Genomic DNA, 18,905 nt, shown 5'->3' on the forward strand with positions numbered 1-18,905 from the left:
CGAAAGGGATGTAAGAATGTCGGTCGCGCGCACCCATTTTCCTGCCTATAGTCGCGCGAGAATGGAATCGCCGGTTCATCCGGCGGTTTCGAGGGATGCAGGATTGGCGGAGGCGGCCATCGCGAGCGAAGCGGATATCAGGAGCGGCCTGACGGAAAATCTGCCAAGGCTCTGGCGTTATGGTCTCGTTCTCTCGCATCAGCGCGATGTCGCCGACGACCTGGTGCAGGCGACCTGCCTTCGCGCGCTCGAGCGCGCCGATCAGTTCATCCCCGGCACCCGGCTCGACCGCTGGCTGTTTTCGATCCTGCACTCGATCTGGCTGAACGAGATCCGCTCGCGCCGGGTGCGCCAGGGCCAGGGTTTCGTCGATGCCGGGGAGACGCTGACCTTCGACGGCGCGCACGACACCGAAACCCATGTGATGGCGGGTCAGGTGCTGAAACAGGTGAACGCGCTGCCCGAGGCGCAAAGGACGGTGGTTTTCCTCGCCTATGTGGAAGGACTTTCCTATCGCGAGGTTGCAGGCATATTGGATATCCCGATCGGAACTGTGATGAGCCGGCTGGCTGCGGCCCGCGCCAAGCTCTCCGACGCCGGACCGGAAGGGGGACGGCCATGACGACGAAACACACCATTCCCTCCGACGAGGACCTGACCGCCTTCATCGACGGCGAGCTGACGGCTGAAGAGGCTGCGCGCATTGAAGCCATTGTGAACGAAGACGAGAGCACCGCCGAGCGGCTGGAATTCCTGGCGCGCGCCAGCCTGCCCTTCAAGCAAGCCTTCGCCCCGCTCCTATCGGAAGCGCCGCGCGAGAAGCTGCAGGCGATGCTCGCCGCCATCCCGGCGCAGCAGAGCGCAAAATCCGGCCTCGCGCCCGCATTCGCCAGCCGCCGCCGCTTCCTCGGCGCGCTCGCCGCCTCGCTGGTCGCCGGCATCGCCATCGATCGCGCCGTCATCGGCATCGGAGCACGCTTTTCGGCAAAGGACGAAAACAGCGAATGGCGCGCCGTGGTCGCCGACTATATTTCGCTCTATACCGCCGAAACCCTGGCCGGCCCCGCCCCCGGCAGGGAGGACCAGGCCGCCCAGCTCGGCCCGCTCGACGAAAAACTCGGCCTGTCGCTCTCCCCCGAAGCCGTGTCGCTCCCGGGCATCGAATTCAAACGCGCGCTGCTGCTGCAATATGACGGTAAGGCGCTCGCCCAGATCGCCTATCTCGACCCCCAGACCGGGCCGATGGCGCTTTGCATCGTCAAGTCTGACAAGGGGTCGACGGCGCCGGACCTCGAAAGCCGCAAAGGTATGAATGTCGTCTATTGGTCGAACGCGACGCACGCTTTCATGCTGATCGGCCGCATCCCCGTAGATCGGGTGCAGGAATTGGCGGAGAACGCCCGGAGCAGGCTTTCAAGCTGACCAGCTCAGCGGGACTTCAGCTTCGCCGGTTTTTCTTGGGAGCGCGTTTGAGCTCCAAATTGATTCTTTGAACAAGGACATCGGCTTCATCACGGTCGGACAGACGCTGTCGTCAAGCTCGAAGCCTTTCCCTTCACTCGCTATGGAACGATCACAGCCGACGTCACCGAATTGCAGCAGGTGCGATCTTGAACCCGACGCGGCACGCCGTGAGGGCGAACCCCACGGCACAACAGGCGGAGACAACGTTCGGCAGCGCCGAAACAATGCGGATCTCTCGCTTTCCCGATATCATCGAGCCTGAGACTTATTAAATTTCAGCAGATGACCGTAACGTCAATTTAAGTGCCGCCGTGGCAGCAATTGCGATGGTTCGGACGGGCGAGCACAGAATCCTGGAATATGTCTTCTGGCCTTCGATAGAGGTTGCGGAGAAAGCGCTTCAGGAGCGTTAGTTACTTAGGGTCAAAAAACTTTCCTGAAGCGAAATAAAGCTTTTAGTTGAATTTTCCCCTGATTTGCGGCAGAGGGAAACTGGCATTAGGCGCGGCCGACTGGAATAGGCAAACGGGTATTTTATGACGAATCTTATTACTTCGACGAAGGACGTCAGCTTAACTGGGGATCAGAAAGTTGACGGGCTCTTCAGCGGCACTGCCTGGGACGGAACGATAACCTATGCGTTTCCCACCACCGCGACATCTTATGCTTATAGCGGCGAGAAAGACTATGCTTTCTCTTCAATTTCGTCGCAGCAGCAGTCTCTCGCCTTGTTCTTTATGGAGGAGTCCTATGGGAATGCGGCAAATGACGGCTTCTCCGTCGAGGGGTTCACGAACGCCAACTTTGTGGCCGGAAGCGCGGGTACCGCAACGGTGCGGTTCGCTCAATCGTCCCTACCTCCGACGGCATGGGCCTATACCCCAATTATCGGCGGCCACGGCGGCGATGTCTGGTTCGGAACGGAATATGCTGGCACCGAAGATGATCTTCGCTTTCCGAGGTTCGGCAACTATGCAAGCCATACCTTGGCGCATGAGCTGGGTCACGCTCTCGGACTGAAACATGCTCAGGAAGGGTATAATCTCAATCTGACAGTCGTTCCGGGTGCCTACGACTCGCTCGAATATACCATCATGACCTACCGCACATTTGTCGGAGATAACTTATATGGCTATAAGTATGAGCATGATGGCGCGCCACAAACCTTCATGATGCTCGACATCGCCGCCCTGCAGGAAATGTATGGTGCGGACTACACGACGAACAGCGGCGATACCGTCTACAAGTGGAATCCGAACCAGGGCATCACTTATGTCAACGGCGTTGCGGCCATCACGCCCGCTGCCAACCGCATCTTCGCGACAATCTGGGACGGCGGCGGTATCGATACCTATGATTTGAGCGCTTATACCACCGCCCTCAAGATCGACTTGCGAGCAGGGGGCTACTCGGTCTTTTCCCAGAGCCAGTTGGCCGACCTGGGCGGAGGTCCGAATAATGGCTATGCCCGCGGTAACATTTTCAACGCCCTTCTTTATCATGACAATGTCGCGTCGTTGATCGAGAACGTTCGGGCCGGCTCCGGCAACGATACGCTTGTCGGCAACGAGGCGGACAATGCGCTCTGGGGCAATGCCGGAAACGATACCCTTACTGGCGATTCCGGCAATGACACACTCGATGGCGGTGCCGGAATCGACAAGATGTCGGGCGGGATGGGTAACGACGTCTACATCGTCGACGATGCCAACGATGCTGTAATTGAGAATGTCGATGAGGGGACGGACACGGTCCGGACGACGGGTTCTTATACACTCAGCACCAACGTAGAAAACCTGGTCTACATTGGCACCTTTGGGTTCTCCGGTACTGGCAATACGGCGGCCAATGTGATCACTGGCGGGACAGGTATTGATTGGCTTGATGGGAAGGCCGGCGCCGACACGCTGATCGGCGGTGCGGGCAACGATACCTATATTGTCGATGATCTCGGCGATGTCGTGGTCGAGGCGGCCGACAGCGGCGCTGACACGATCCGGACCGATCTTGCGGCTTATTCGCTGGCGGACAATGCTAATGTCGAGGACCTATACTTCACAGGTAGTGGCAATTCTACCGGTGTCGGGAATAGCCTCGACAATATAATCACTGGCGGGACAGGCGACGATACTCTCTCTGGTGGGGCAGGAAACGATACCCTGAGTGGTGGCTGGGGAGATGACTCGCTCGCTGGGGGGGGCGGCTACGATATTTACGTCGTTTACGGTGACGGCGACACCGTTATTGAAAACGCCGACGAGGGCATAGATACGGTGAAGACGTACCTGGCGAGCTACACATTGAGCGCCAACGTCGAGAACCTCATTAACTTCGGACGGATTGCCTTTATCGGCACTGGCAACAACCTCAACAATACGATCACCGGTGGCGCGGTCATCGATATTTTGTCGGGCGGTGCCGGTGATGACACGCTGGACGGCGGGGCTGGCGCCGACAGGCTGATCGGCGGGACGGGTAATGACACATACATCGTCGACAACGCTTCCGACGTCGTCACCGAAAACGCCAATGAGGGGATCGATACGGTTCGCACGACACTGGCAAGCTATATGCTTGGTAGCAATGTCGAGAACCTCACCTACATGGGCGCAGTTGCCTTTACCGGGACAGGCAATGACCTTGCCAACACGATCCGGGGTGCGGCAAGTGCCGACACGCTGGACGGAAAGGCTGGAGCAGACATACTGATCGGCGGAGCGGGCGATGACACTTATATTGTCGATAACCTTGCCGACGTCGTCACTGAGAGGCCGAATGAAGGAGCCGATCTGGTCAAGACGACGCTTTCTTCCTATGCTTTGACCAATAATGTTGAAAAGCTGACCTTCATCGGCACCGGCGATTTCGCTGGAACTGGAAATGGTCTCGCGAATACGATCAACGGCGGCGCTGGCAACGACACGCTTGACGGCGGCGCCGGCAATGACGCGCTTGACGGCGGTGCCGGCAACGACATCTATGTGCTCGACAGTGCGAGCGACGTGATCAAGGACAGCGCCGGCACCGACGAAATCCGCACGGTGCTTGCAGCCTTCTCGATCGCCGCATTGGTCAATGTCGAGAACCTGACCTACACCCGGTCCGCCAACTTCACCGGCACCGGCAATGCGTTCGCCAACACGATCACTGGTGGCGCCGGCAATGACACGCTGGATGGCGGAGCCGGTGCGGATAGCTTGATCGGCGGTGAGGGCGACGACACCTATATCGTCGACAATATCGGCGACCTCGTCACCGAAGCTGCCGACGCCGGGACCGACACGGTTCGCACGACATTGGCAAGCTATACGCTTGGCAGCGATCTCGAGAACCTCGCCTATATCGGAACAGCAGCCTTCGCCGGGACGGGCAATAGCCTCGACAACACGATCAGGGGCGCGGCAGTTGCCGATATCCTGGACGGGGGGGCCGGTGCGGACAGCTTGATCGGTGGTGCGGGCAACGACACCTATATCGTCGACAATGCCGGCGACCTCGTCACCGAAGCGGCCGAGGTGGGTATTGACACGGTTCGCACGACGCTGGCCGCCTACACACTGGGGGCGAATGTCGAGAACCTGCTCTATACGGGATCGGCCAACTTCACCGGCACCGGCAATGCGCTTGCCAACACGATCACCGGCGGCGTCGGCAATGACACGCTGGATGGCGGCACCGGCAATGACACGCTGATCGGCGGCGCCGGCAACGACACATTGATCGGCGGGGGCGGTTCCGACACGATGTCGGGCGGGACGGGCGACGACATCTATGTGGTCGACAGTGCGACCGACGTAATCAACGAGGCAGTCAGCGCCGGCACCGACGAAATCCGCACGGCGCTCGCAGCCTACTCGATCGCCGCACTGATCAATGTCGAGAACCTGACCTACACGGGATCCGCCAGCTTCATCGGCACGGGCAATGCGCTGGCCAACATCATCACCGGCGGTATCGGCAACGACACGCTGAATGGCGGGGGCGGTGCGGATACCTTGATCGGTGGTGCTGGCGACGACACCTATATAGTCGACAATATCGGCGACCTCGTCACCGAAGCTGCCGACGCCGGGACCGACACGGTTCGCACGACATTGGCAAGCTATACGCTTGGCAGCGATGTCGAGAACCTCACCAATATCGGCACGGCAGCCTTTACCGGAACAGGCAATGATCTTGACAACGTGATCACCGGTGGCGCTGCGATCGATACGCTGTCCGGCGGTGTCGGCAACGATACGCTGAATGGCGGGGCAGGGGCCGATCGTTTGATCGGCGGTGAGGGCAATGACATCTATATCGTCGACAATGCCGGCGACGTCGTCACTGAGGCCGCCAATGAAGGGATCGACACGGTTCGGACGAACCTGAGTGCCCACACATTGGCGGCCAATGTCGAGAACCTCACCTACATCGGAACGGCAGCCTTTACCGGGGCGGGCAATCTGCTCGACAACATTATCATAGGTGGTGTTGCTGCCGACAAGCTCATGGGGGCTGCGGGCAACGACACTTTGATCGGCGGGGCTGGTGCCGACACGATGTTGGGTGGGACGGGTGACGACATCTATGTGGTCGATATTGCGACTGACATCGTGTTTGAGAACGCGAACGAAGGGACGGACACGGTCCGGACGGCGCTTGTCAGCTATACGCTCGGCAACAATGTCGAGAACCTGACCTATACGGGATCCGCCAGCTTCACTGGCGCCGGCAATGCGCTCGCCAACACGATCACCGGCGGCGCCGGCAATGATGTGCTGAATGGCGGGACAGGCGCGGATAGCTTGATCGGCGGTGCGGGCAACGACACTTATATCGTCGACAATGCCGGCGACATCGTCACCGAAGTTGCGAATGAGGGGACCGACACGGTTCGCGCGAACCTGGCGAGCTATACGCTTGCCGCCAATGTCGAGAACCTGAGCTTTGCCGGCACAGGAACTTTCGCTGGTACCGGTAACAATCTCGACAACACGATCACGGGTGGCGCTGCCGCCGATGCGCTTTCCGGTGGCGCCGGCAATGACACGCTGGATGGCGGAGCCGGTGCGGATAGCTTGATCGGCGGTGAGGGCGACGACACCTATATCGTCGACAATATCGGCGACCTCGTCACCGAAGCTGCCGACGCCGGGACCGACACGGTTCGCACGACATTGGCAAGCTATACGCTTGGCAGCGATCTCGAGAACCTCGCCTATATCGGAACAGCAGCCTTCGCCGGGACGGGCAATAGCCTCGACAACACGATCAGGGGCGCGGCAGTTGCCGATATCCTGGACGGGGGGGCCGGTGCGGACAGCTTGATCGGTGGTGCGGGCAACGACACCTATATCGTCGACAATGCCGGCGACCTCGTCACCGAAGCGGCCGAGGTGGGTATTGACACGGTTCGCACGACGCTGGCCGCCTACACACTGGGGGCGAATGTCGAGAACCTGCTCTATACGGGATCGGCCAACTTCACCGGCACCGGCAATGCGCTTGCCAACACGATCACCGGCGGCGTCGGCAATGACACGCTGGATGGCGGCACCGGCAATGACACGCTGATCGGCGGCGCCGGCAACGACACATTGATCGGCGGGGGCGGTTCCGACACGATGTCGGGCGGGACGGGCGACGACATCTATGTGGTCGACAGTGCGACCGACGTAATCAACGAGGCAGTCAGCGCCGGCACCGACGAAATCCGCACGGCGCTCGCAGCCTACTCGATCGCCGCACTGATCAATGTCGAGAACCTGACCTACACGGGATCCGCCAGCTTCATCGGCACGGGCAATGCGCTGGCCAACATCATCACCGGCGGTATCGGCAACGACACGCTGAATGGCGGGGGCGGTGCGGATACCTTGATCGGTGGTGCTGGCGACGACACCTATATAGTCGACAATATCGGCGACCTCGTCACCGAAGCTGCCGACGCCGGGACCGACACGGTTCGCACGACATTGGCAAGCTATACGCTTGGCAGCGATGTCGAGAACCTCACCAATATCGGCACGGCAGCCTTTACCGGAACAGGCAATGATCTTGACAACGTGATCACCGGTGGCGCTGCGATCGATACGCTGTCCGGCGGTGTCGGCAACGATACGCTGAATGGCGGGGCAGGGGCCGATCGTTTGATCGGCGGTGAGGGCAATGACATCTATATCGTCGACAATGCCGGCGACGTCGTCACTGAGGCCGCCAATGAAGGGATCGACACGGTTCGGACGAACCTGAGTGCCCACACATTGGCGGCCAATGTCGAGAACCTCACCTACATCGGAACGGCAGCCTTTACCGGGGCGGGCAATCTGCTCGACAACATTATCATAGGTGGTGTTGCTGCCGACAAGCTCATGGGGGCTGCGGGCAACGACACTTTGATCGGCGGGGCTGGTGCCGACACGATGTTGGGTGGGACGGGTGACGACATCTATGTGGTCGATATTGCGACTGACATCGTGTTTGAGAACGCGAACGAAGGGACGGACACGGTCCGGACGGCGCTTGTCAGCTATACGCTCGGCAACAATGTCGAGAACCTGACCTATACGGGATCCGCCAGCTTCACTGGCGCCGGCAATGCGCTCGCCAACACGATCACCGGCGGCGCCGGCAATGATGTGCTGAATGGCGGGACAGGCGCGGATAGCTTGATCGGCGGTGCGGGCAACGACACTTATATCGTCGACAATGCCGGCGACATCGTCACCGAAGTTGCGAATGAGGGGACCGACACGGTTCGCGCGAACCTGGCGAGCTATACGCTTGCCGCCAATGTCGAGAACCTCACCTATATCGGAACTGGGCCGTTTGCCGGAGAAGGGAATGCGCTTAACAACGTGATCGTCGGCGGCAGTGGTTTTAATGCGCTGACGGGTGGCGCCGGCAACGATACCCTCACTGGTGGAGCGGCAGCCGACGTCTTCATTTATTCGCTGAACTGGGGCCACGATACGATCACAAACTTCGTGGCAACCGGCTCCGCACATGACACGATCAGGATCGACCACAGCATTTTCGCCGACTGGGAATCGCTTTTTGCCGCATCCAGTCAGTATGGCAACGATACAGTCGTTACAGCCGATATCGACAACACCATAGTGTTGAGGAACGTAGCCTTGACGAGCCTAGACTCGGGGGATTTCTTTTTTGCGTGAACCCAATCGGACCTCCTGGTAAACCCTGCGGGGGAGATCGAGCATGCTTCGGCGGAGCGGATGACGGCGATTTGTGGAGGAGATGAGGGAAGGGGATTGAACGACACCATTTTTTCCGGCAATTGAGGTCATCAGAATTTAGCTCGGCTCTTCGTCGCCGTGGGGATTTAGGCCGGTGATGAAACTCAAAGTGGCTGATCCACAGAAACAACCATTAACACAAGAGCGTCGCATTGGTCCGCCCCGTTGTTGGCGGCCTTGAAGTTGTGACGATCGGCGATTGTGCGAATGAAGGTACTTGTGCGGTCATAAACGCCTGCTCTCCACGAGTGGTTCTGGATGAAATCATGAATTTAAACGTCAACCGGCTTTTGTTTTTCCGCGTATTTCCGCTGGTCGTTCTTTGTCTTATTCTCGGGTGGATTTATAGCGGGGCACCGGGGTTCCCGGCACCGAGTCTGAAGCTGATAGCCGTCGCTGGTTGGCAACCGCGCGATTCGGCTGGAGAATTCGTGTATCATGACAAGCTTTGGCTTCTGGGCGGCTGGAAATGTCTGGAACTCGACGGATGGCATCAAGTGGGATCTAGTCCAGTCGGAGCTACCTTTCCATTATACCGACCTGCCGATGACGATCGTGTTCAAAAGGACCGAATGTGGGTACTCGGTGGACCACACTTTCGGACCCGGAGCATCCTGCCACCAATGCCGTGTGGAACTCCGATGACGGAATTCGCTGGAACAAGGTCCAAGTAGCGGCTTCCTGGAGCCCAAGAACAGCCACGCCGATTGTGATGCTAAATGGTAAGCTGTGGATTCTCGGGGGGCTTGAGTGGGTTGATGGCAAGCAGACACTTAAGAACGACGTGTGGAGCTCCAGCGATGGCATCAATTGGACCAAGGTGACAGAACACGCGGCATGGCAGCCGCGTGCATATCACACGGCCGTCGCTTATCACGGAAAACTATGGGTTCTTGGCGGCGGGTCATATCACCCAGACTACATTGCCTTGAACGACGTCTGGAACTCTGAAGATGGTATCAATTAGAAAAAAGTTTCCAACGCACCGTGGAGCGGACGGATCTGGTTCTCGGGCGCAGAATATCGAGATCGCATGTGGGTGATTGGTGGCTGGAGTAAAGAAGCCCTTAACGTCGGCGGAATTTGGTTCACGGACGATGGCATTGATTGGACGCGATTGCGTTTATCTGACAGCTGGCGACCAAGACATGAACAATCGATTTATGTTGTGGGCGATAGAATAATCATCGCTGGCGGGCATGCCGATCCAATCACCAATGAGTGTGGGAGCTGAAAGTTCCTCGGCTATGGCTAGAATTCGATCGCCTCTGACCTGCCACTGAACTTTTCATCCGGCGACGATTAGAGCCTCGGCACAACAACCTTGGAAATTCAGCGGATGGCAGCTTGCGTATCCAGCCTCTATAAGGAACAGCCGCTCGTTCGCGGAATTTTGGGCTGAGGTTAGGCGCGGATGACAAACTACGCCGCCCATCCTTCCAGCGCGTCAGCCAGAACTGCCGCAACGCGGTTCTGCTGCTCGAACGTCAGGCCTACCCACAAGGGCAAGCGTATCAGACGCTCTGACTGCGAAGTCGTTACCGGCAACTCGCCTGACATCCGCGCATATCGTCTTCCTGCGGGCGAGGAATGAAGAGGGACGTAATGGAAGACTGACGAAATGCCGTTGCTTTTCAGCTCACCTAGTACCTTTTGACGGTCTCTCTCTTCCGGCAGCAGTACATAGTACATGTGGGCATTATGCTGGCAATCATCAGGCACGATAGGGCGACGGAGCAGCCCCTCCGTTTCGAGCGGCTCAAGGATCGCGTGATAATAATGCCAGATCGCCAGACGGTCTTTTGTAATGCGCTCTGACTCTTCGAGTTGCGCCCACAAGAAGGCCGCGATCAACTCCCCCGGCAGGAAGGACGAGCCCACTTCCTGCCAAGTGTACTTGTCAACTTCACCCCGGAAGAAACGACTGCGATCAGTGCCTTTTTCACGGATGACTTCGGCCCGCAGAGCCAGCGCAGGATCATTGACCAATAGCGCTCCGCCTTCGCCAGAAATGACATTCTTGGTCTCGTGAAAACTGTATGCCGCGAGATCGCCGATGCTGCCGATCGGGCGCCCCTTATATGCGGCCATCACGCCCTGTGCCGCGTCCTCTACGACCTTGAGACCGTGTTGTCTGGCGATGCGCATAATGGTGTCCATTTCGCATGCAACGCCCGCGTAGTGAACTGGGACTATAGCGCGAGTGCGCGGGGTGATCGCCGCTTCAATCAAGCTTTCATCTAGATTCAGAGTGTCTTCACGGATGTCGACGAATACCGGGACTCCGCCGCGCAGGACGAAGGCGTTTGCAGTCGAGACGAAAGTGTATGATGGCATTATGATCTCGTCACCCGGCTGAATGTCGAGAAGCAGAGCCGCCATTTCGAGCGCCGCAGTGCATGAGTGAGTTAGTAGCGACTTGTTGCAGCCGCTTGTTTGCTCAAGCCACTCATGACATCTTTTGGTAAATGGGCCGTCTCCGGCAAGCATGTTTCCAAACTTTGCTTCAGCAATGTAATAGAGTTCCTTCCCTGTCATGAAAGGACGGTTGAATTCTATTTTATTGCTCACTGCTTCCCCCTTGAAGTCTGTGCCATTCCTCGGAGACACTGTGCAGGTATTCGCTGTATTCGCATTTTGGCATGCGAGTTATCAGGCCTTCGAATTGCTCAATACTGAGGAAGCCTCTTACGAGGGCAGCCTCTTCCGGGCAACCAATTTTTACGCCCTGTCTTCGTTCGATCGCTTCGATATAGCTAGACGCCTCGTGCAGCGCAGTACTGGTACCGGCGTCAAGCCAGGCAAAGCCGCGGCTCAAGCGCCGCACCTGCAGCTTGCCCAGCCTCAGGTATTCCAGATTGATGTCCGTGATTTCCAGTTCCCCCCGGATGGACGGCTTCACTGCCTTTGCAATGCCCAACACGCTGTTGTCGTAGACATACACCCCAGGCACGGCGTAGTTGCTTTTGGGGTGCTGGGGCTTTTCTTCAATGGAGATTGCCTTTCCTTTCCGGTCGAACTCCACCACGCCATAGCGCTCTGGGTCCTTGACATGGTAAGCGAAAATTGTTGCGCCACCCGTAAAGCTGGAGACTGCCCGGGGGAAATCGTCCCCACCGGAAAAGATATTGTCGCCCAGCATCAGGATCACGTCATCGGAGCCAACAAAATCCGCCGCAATCAAAAATGCCTGTGCAATCCCTTCGGGTCTCGGCTGCTCGCGATACTGGATTGCCACTCCCCATTGATTGCCATCCCCAAGCAAATTCTGATACCGAGGCAAGTCATGCGGCGTCGCAATGAGGCAGAATTCTCTGACCCCTGACGCAATCAGAACGGTCAGAGGGTAATAGATCATAGGTTTGTCGAAAACAGCCTGGAGCTGCTTACTGGAGACTTGCGTCAGAGGATACAGTCGCGACCCCGCGCCGCCAGCAAGAACAATCGCTTTCATTCATGTCTCCCCACACGATATCGTCGCCGCGATCGGTGTCCGTTAGATGAATGCCCTTCCACTCGACAAAATGAAAAGGGACAACATCAGCCTCACATCTTTCTGGCGACGAGCAGTCGCGAACCACCCAAAGGGAAATCGAAACCAGTTCCGATGAGAGCGCTTTCCGCACGCAATATCCATCTGAAAGCGTTATTGAGCAGGCTTGGAAGTTGCATCTCGGTTCGAACGTCGATCTCGTCAACCGATTTATTTCGGCTTAGCAAACGCGAAGCTAGCATCGCCGGCAGCAGGAACGAGACGAAGGAGGTGTTGCGAAGGATGGTGAAGCCCGCGGCAGTAACTTTCCTGCTCAATTCGTTGGCCGTGTACCGACGGCAATGGTGAGCGTAATCGTCAAGGGGACTCCACAGCCATGGATGTTGCGGAACAGTCACCAGCAGCGTACCTTTAGGCTTCAGCGCGGCGTGCATTTGCTGCAGGACGGTTTCATCTTCCTCGATGTGCTCAAGAACATCAAATGCGCCGATGGCTTCAAATTCCTCCGCGAATGGAATTGCCCGGGCATCCATTTGCATGAGCCGTGCATTAGGCAATCTCTGAGAAGCGAATCGCAGACCCTCGATAAATATCTCGCTTCCGAAAATCTCAGCTTCAGGATATTTTCCGGTGACGCCGGAAAGAACAAAACCCGTTCCACAGCCAATTTCCAGAAAAGAGCGGAATTTGGGATGGTACTTGCGTAAAGCCCATAGGATAAGATCGTTTCGGGACCGGAACCAGAAATTTGTGGCCTCTAATTCCGACAGAACTTTGAAATAGGAAGCCTCAAATCCACCTCCTTGGTTAGCAAACTGTGGAGCGTAAGCTGCTATTCCGCCTATTTCTTCAGGCTCCCAGCGGCAAGCGGGGCAACGAGGCCTGCCGGCTTCGCTGTCGAATTTAGTTCCACAACCCAAACAACGGGAGCTCACGGGTTTTGTTTTCTCTTGCTAGTGGACGGGAAGGCATAAATGTTGGACGCCAGATATACGAATGCGGCCACAGCAACTATACCAAATGCTTGCACATAGAAGTGCGCATAATGGAGCCTATCCACAAACACGTAGAGGATGCTGTAGTTCAGCGCGTAACCAATGCCATAGATGATTCCATATCGGACTAGGGCCCCCTGCTGCTCCGCAGCCTGAATAAAAACCCAGCGCCGATTGGCGGCAAAGCTCATCAAAACTCCGACCAAATAAAGTATAGTCATCGCCAACTTTGGCGGAACCCCAGAAAAGGTGACAATGAGGTAAAGGATATATCCGAAGCCGTTGGTCAATAAGCCGATAAATCCAAAACGGGCCAGCTGCAACATACTATTTCTAGACAGAATCAGATCTCTCCACCTTATTGTCGTCCAGAACAGCCAAGCCAAAACCCGTTTTACCGTAGCCATCGCCATTGTATAGCATATAGGTATTGTCCTCGTGCCGAAACACGTAAGGGTACTCGATCATCGCGCTATCCCAGCCGTTTTCGGAAACGTCTATACCCACCTGGTCCAATTTCAAGATCCACGCGATTCCGTCCCGGCTTTCAGAATACCCGATCCGATAGGCTTCGCCCTGACCGCTGCGATAAGAAAACCACATCCGGTAACCACACGCCGCATCAATGAGAACCGTGGGCCTGGAGAAGGCTTGCGCCCTACCAATTTCATAGGGAATTGCCACACCTTCCTTGTGCCATATATGGCCATCCCTTGAACTTGCGGACTTGATAACATGGAGCATTTCACCGTTGCCCGCGTCCCAGGTTACGGTGGACCCATACCACATCCTGAACGTTTCACTATCCGTCTTTTCAACCCATGGATAGGAAAGACTGACTGAATCTTCCTCATCCGAAGCCATGAACGCTACGTCGGCGTCCAGCTCAAGCGTCAGATCGGGTCGAACCTTTATACGGCCTATATCGCCACGCCAGTGCCCTCCCGGAGGCCTCTGCCATCCCATGAATAGCATATAGCGCTGCACTCCCGCATAATAGCAGTTACCGATGCTGATACCCGCTTCAAAGAAACTGCCGCCAGCACCGTGTACCAGAAAGGGCTGCTTGTGTTCGTGAACGACTTCTCGCGTCAAGAGATTAATATCAACGGCGCCCACAGAGGAACGATTCTCGCTGTCGCGCCCGCTAAAAAACACCCTGTATGTGTCACCTTCAAGGTGGAGTGCGAGCGGGTTGGCAGCGTGACTCCTCAGCTTCGGGTGCAAACCGGACGGTTTGAAGAGCAGGTCGGTTTTAACCCATGTGCCGGTCATATCTTGCGCAGTTTTGAGCTGGGAACACGCGAGCGTTCAGAGGCGCTAGCTACGTAAACTCCATCAGCCTCGGCATCGGACAGTATGAGTGCTGCGGCACCGATAACGCACTTTGCCCCGATACTAACGTGATCACGAAGCGTGGCATTGACCCCTATGAAACATTGCTCGCCGATCCTGACACCACCGGACACCACAACATGGGAGGATATGAACGTGTGACTTCCGATATCCGAATGATGACCTATGTGGTTACCGCTCCACAACGTGACATTATCGCCGATATGCGAAAATGGTTGGATCGTATTGTCTTCAAGAATAAAACAATTACGCCCGAAGGAATGCCCGTTGAGGACTGTTGCGCTAGAACTGATATAGCTTGCAAGATCGTAACCGAGAGCCAGCCCGGCCTCGAATTTCTCCTTGCGGATTTGGTTCAGCTTGGAGTAGCTGAGTGCGACGAAAAGGGCATGGTCGGCCGGTGGATAGAGATCAGCGACGTTTTCGAAGGCAACGACCGGCAGGCCACAAAACTCTCGATTAGTTAAATAGGCTTCGTCCACAGTGAACGCGACCACATCATAATCGCTGTCATTTTGGAAATAGTAATGCGCGAGTTGGGCGATATCGCCGGCCCCAAAAATGATGAGCTTCCGCGTCATAGCTACTTCCTCACGATCATCGTAAACTCGTATAGCTCATAGTCATGCAACAAAGCTACCCGCCGTGAATAGCGCCGTTTGCAAAGATCGAATAAGTCCAGCGGGTTGGCGTAGAAAAGATCACCCCGCATCCGGTCTGCATCAGAATAGGATGTTAGACAATTGAAAGAAAAACCTGTCCGACTGGATATGTTCATCATGTCCAGTGTTTCCACCAGATACGCAAGCCACTCCTCGTCCGTCCGACCAAGCCGCACATTGAAAATTCCCGACGCTACGGAATAATCGACGATCTCACCTGGCGAGTTAGCCAACCTAAAAGTCACGTCCGGCGACGCGGCGATACGCGAACGGGCGGCTTCAATCATCGGCAGAGCAATGTCGACACCTATATACCGAGTGGCGTGTCCCAACTGCGAGAGGTGGTCAAGCAACGCCCCATATCCGCATCCTATATCGGCGATAGAATATGGTTGCGAAGAATCAACCACCTTGAGAAGTTGATTGAAGCGCATGATTTGGCCAGCTTGGCTGTTCCAGTCAACACCTGCTGCAGTTTGGCCATGTTCAGCGATTCGTCCCGAATAATAGTTCGCCACATCCTTCAGGATGTCATCACTCGATTCAACCATGAATGTCCCACCACGTGTAAGGGCGCTGATGTTTTAGCGGCGTAGCCATTCCAGCAATATCTACTCCAACACCCGCGACAGCATATACCGCACGGCTGACGACGTTGGAAAGGCCCCTCCAACTTTTGTAAAGCGCGTGAGTATTTTTCGGAATAGATCGGCTAACTCTCTGAGGAATTCCTTTTAGAATAGATATCTTGAATGATTGAGCGGGGTCTATCCTTCACCTCCTCCAGGATCTGTTTGACATAAAGGCCCATCAGCCCGGTAAAAACAGCATTCAAGCTGAAGAAAAAGACCACGACGGCCATGAGTGACGCCCATCCGTCTTGGACCGGTCCGGTCAGCGCGCGCACCACAACAAACCCGCCGTAGACGATACCTAAGAAAGCCATCATCAAGCTAAAGCACAGCATTAATATCAATGGCTTGGCCGAAAACGTCGTGATAGCAAGGGCAGTCAGAGCAATCCGCCTTCCTAGCGAGTAGGTCGTATCCGAGGAGCTGGCTTTGACAAAAGGGAACGACGCCTGGGGATAGCCAACAAGAATGCTTAGTGGAACGAAGACTGGGTTTTTGTCGCGAAATTTAAGTAGAGCGGATACATAGCGACGGGTCATCAATCGCATCGTTGATACGTTCTGGGGTATGCGTACCTCGCTTAACGCGGAGAAAAGCCAATAAAAAAGGTGCCCCGATATCCGCTCCATCCGGCCGCCTTTCCGACGTTCCTGCAGCCCGTAGAGACAATCAACAGCTTTTCCCCGCAAAACCTGCGCCATTTCCGAAAGCAACTCGGGAGGCTCCTCGAGATCGCTGTCAATCAGGAATATTAGGTCGCCTTGAGCATGCTCCAAACCCGCGAGCATCGCTTTATGATGCCCGAAATTTCTGCTCAAGCATAATAGCGAGATCCGAGCGTCGCGCTCAACCCAATTTCGCACGATGTTCACCGAACCGTCCGGACTGCCATCATCGACAATCACGATTTCAATATCATCCGACACCGCCTCTCCCGCGGCCAAGGCACGTTGGATGAACTCATCGATTGTGTCCATTGACCTGTATAGGGTTGTAACAATGGATAACTTGCGTGTCATGGAACTCATTTGACTTTCGGCAACCGAGACTTGAACCAGTCGCCAACTGAACGAAATTCTTCCAGGCCATAGCCCAGTATTTTCTTTTGCTGGTCTGTAAAATCTGGAGCTTCACCTAGCACAGAAGGAATATGGAACTGCTGACGCAGCATGGGAATCGTGAAGACGTGATTGATGGCGCGACGATTTTTATCGGTCTTATTGGTGCCGCCGGCGTGGTAAACCATGCAGTCCAAGACAATGAACGTCCCCCGTTTGACGGTGACGTGGGTCTCCAAACGCCGAACAACTTCGTCAGGTGGAAACGCTTCACGATGATGGGTTCCAGGGATCACGCGCGTGGAGCCATTTTCGATAGTGAAGTCGTCTAGTGCAAAGAGTGCATTGATAGCGAGCGGCCGAGAGCTAGTGAAATGCTGATACGGAAGATCTCTGTGATACTGGGCTTGGTGGTATTTGCTTTGGTGGCCGCGGTTTATCAGGCCGTTCACCTGGTTCAGGATGAAGTAACCGCCGAGGAGCCGCGACAATAACGCATGAAGTGGCCCATTGAAAACGACCTCCCAGAAATTGGGGCACAGCATCGGAAGGAGGCGAATCGTATCACGCTCATTAATCTTGCTAAGATCATAACCTCGGTCTGTTGCCTCGGTATCGTATTCTAACTCCGCTCTATTGAAAAACTGCGAGAGTTCATCGAGCTGAGCCCCGGCCAATCCGGAATCTAGCGTAGTGTATCCCAGTAGCCTGACCTCCTCCGCGAGGATGTCGTAAATGTCGTTTGCTTCGGTTGTCGCAATAACGCCGTAGCGAGAAATTTCCGTCATAGGATGGCATCCTGCCTTGCAATTTCAAGAGAATGAAAGATCGGAACATCCTCCGATCCAAAACGATCTCGGATAAGCGACCAGCTTCGCTCATGCACAGCCGCGATCAGGGGCATTCTTGGAAAGCTCAAGAAGTCTTTGACCGATACAACAGGTTTACCATAGAAATCCGCCTCTACCGGTTGATCCCTAACAAAAAACTCTGCGTTTTCGATCACGGACGGGCTATAGGCGTGAAGAAGATCCGAATACTCACCCGTGCCGAAGATGCCATACTTCCGGCCCTTAAGCACCCGGTTGGTCGCGTCTCGTATCTTGCTCCAGGTGTTCACATACTCTGCGCGCTCCTGAGAAAGAAAGGCGAAGCCGCGGGTCTGATTGTCGAGGTCAGCGTCGCCGAACTGCAACAGGTAAATCCTAAATCCCTGCAGGCTGCCCGTTAAGGGGGAGTTCGCAACCATCCGCAGGTTTGCACCCGCTACAATCATTGCCAAGGATGCGGACGTAAAGTTGGATATATGATCGTAAAAGAGCAACTCCGACCCCACGATTTCTCCATCCGGACAAATGACGACAATATTCCCTGTTTTATCAATGACGCGTCGGCATGCTTGCAGAAAACCGAGGGGATTACGTGTGTGCTCGATCACGTTAACGGACAGGCAAAGATTGTAGCCGGGGCGGGAGGCCTCGAACTGCTCAGCAAAACCCTCGTGGATGGAAATTCGACCTCCCACGTTTGAACGCGCATTCGCGGCTATCCGGGAACTAGGCTCCACTCCGGTTGAAATTTGAGCGCCAAGCCTATTGGTCAGATGACCGAGCAACGTACCGCTGCCGCATCCAAACTCTATGATCTTGGAAAAATTGGCTTCATTCCCCAGATGATGCGTCAAGAAAGCTTCTATCTGTCGGCTATATTCGGCCGAGCGCGCAGCCTCCGCCACCGCGTCTCGCAGGCCGATCGAGTAGTCGGCGCTATAAATCTCTTTTATTTGCTCTTCTGAAAAATTCTGGGTGTGGAAGCCATGGCCGCAGTTGTTACAAGAACAGCGCTTAAGAGGATTCGATACCACCTTGCCGTCGCTAACCATCGAGCGGGCTGCATGCGGAATAGGTAGATTTCTACAATCTGCTGATCCACATGCGGGACACGTAGAAATATGTTCCGTCAAGCGAAGTCCCCCGCATTGCTTGCTAGCGGACCGCAATAACGCAA

General features: G+C 55.8%; 13 protein-coding genes. 3 read left to right on the forward strand and 10 right to left on the reverse strand.

All coding sequences use genetic code 11. The features are described 5' to 3' along the window. The first annotated feature begins 16 nt into the window (after positions 1–16). The 3 genes from AC245Y_RS02260 to AC245Y_RS02270 all read left to right on the forward strand — a co-directional run bounded on the left by AC245Y_RS02260 (position 17) and on the right by AC245Y_RS02270 (position 8,621). Entirely contained in the window at positions 17–622 is a 606-nt protein-coding gene (locus tag AC245Y_RS02260) for an RNA polymerase sigma factor (protein ID WP_011650536.1), read from the forward strand. Further along, on the forward strand, positions 619–1,422 hold the full coding sequence (locus AC245Y_RS02265; protein WP_017992994.1) for an anti-sigma factor family protein: 804 nt from the start codon (positions 619–621) through the stop codon (positions 1,420–1,422). The genes AC245Y_RS02260 and AC245Y_RS02265 overlap by 4 nt, the downstream gene beginning before the upstream one ends. A 578-nt stretch (positions 1,423–2,000) precedes the next feature. Continuing rightward, positions 2,001–8,621, forward strand: coding sequence for a M10 family metallopeptidase C-terminal domain-containing protein (locus tag AC245Y_RS02270; RefSeq protein ID WP_487762862.1), 6,621 nt, complete (start codon positions 2,001–2,003; stop codon positions 8,619–8,621). A 1,503-nt stretch (positions 8,622–10,124) separates the two neighbouring features. Here AC245Y_RS02270 and rffA read toward each other — a convergent pair. The 10 genes from rffA to AC245Y_RS02320 form a co-directional block, all read right to left on the reverse strand. After that, positions 10,125–11,240, reverse strand: coding sequence for a dTDP-4-amino-4,6-dideoxygalactose transaminase (gene rffA, locus AC245Y_RS02275; RefSeq protein ID WP_017992998.1), 1,116 nt, complete (start codon positions 11,238–11,240; stop codon positions 10,125–10,127). A 22-nt stretch (positions 11,241–11,262) separates the two neighbouring features. Then, a complete protein-coding gene (rfbA, locus tag AC245Y_RS02280; protein WP_017992999.1) occupies positions 11,263–12,156 on the reverse strand; it encodes a glucose-1-phosphate thymidylyltransferase RfbA in 894 nt (297 codons plus the stop codon). Positions 12,157–12,248: 92 nt separating this feature from the next. Then, positions 12,249–13,130: a class I SAM-dependent methyltransferase gene (locus AC245Y_RS02285; protein WP_011650543.1), complete on the reverse strand. Its 882-nt coding sequence runs from the start codon at positions 13,128–13,130 to the stop codon at positions 12,249–12,251. Continuing rightward, positions 13,127–13,516 (reverse strand): GtrA family protein, encoded by a 390-nt coding sequence (locus AC245Y_RS02290; protein WP_011650544.1) that lies wholly within the window; start codon positions 13,514–13,516, stop codon positions 13,127–13,129. Before AC245Y_RS02290 ends, AC245Y_RS02285 begins: the two co-directional genes overlap by 4 nt. Positions 13,517–13,523: 7 nt before the next feature. Continuing rightward, a complete protein-coding gene (locus AC245Y_RS02295) occupies positions 13,524–14,465 on the reverse strand; it encodes a glycoside hydrolase family protein (protein WP_017993002.1) in 942 nt (313 codons plus the stop codon). Beyond that, positions 14,462–15,127 (reverse strand): acetyltransferase, encoded by a 666-nt coding sequence (locus AC245Y_RS02300; RefSeq protein ID WP_011650546.1) that lies wholly within the window; start codon positions 15,125–15,127, stop codon positions 14,462–14,464. The genes AC245Y_RS02295 and AC245Y_RS02300 overlap by 4 nt, the downstream gene beginning before the upstream one ends. A gap of 2 nt (positions 15,128–15,129) precedes the next feature. Continuing rightward, the gene (locus AC245Y_RS02305) at positions 15,130–15,759 is read right to left on the reverse strand and encodes a class I SAM-dependent methyltransferase (protein WP_017993003.1); all 630 of its coding nucleotides are present in this window, start codon (positions 15,757–15,759) and stop codon (positions 15,130–15,132) included. 161 nt (positions 15,760–15,920) lie between these two features. Further along, positions 15,921–16,868, reverse strand: coding sequence for a glycosyltransferase family 2 protein (locus AC245Y_RS02310; RefSeq protein WP_011650548.1), 948 nt, complete (start codon positions 16,866–16,868; stop codon positions 15,921–15,923). After that, a complete protein-coding gene (locus AC245Y_RS02315; protein ID WP_011650549.1) occupies positions 16,865–17,686 on the reverse strand; it encodes a phytanoyl-CoA dioxygenase family protein in 822 nt (273 codons plus the stop codon). Before AC245Y_RS02315 ends, AC245Y_RS02310 begins: the two co-directional genes overlap by 4 nt. Continuing rightward, positions 17,683–18,780 (reverse strand): class I SAM-dependent methyltransferase, encoded by a 1,098-nt coding sequence (locus tag AC245Y_RS02320; protein ID WP_017993004.1) that lies wholly within the window; start codon positions 18,778–18,780, stop codon positions 17,683–17,685. Before AC245Y_RS02320 ends, AC245Y_RS02315 begins: the two co-directional genes overlap by 4 nt. Positions 18,781–18,905 lie beyond the last annotated feature (125 nt).

Source organism: Rhizobium sp. SRDI943, from assembly GCF_057653695.1.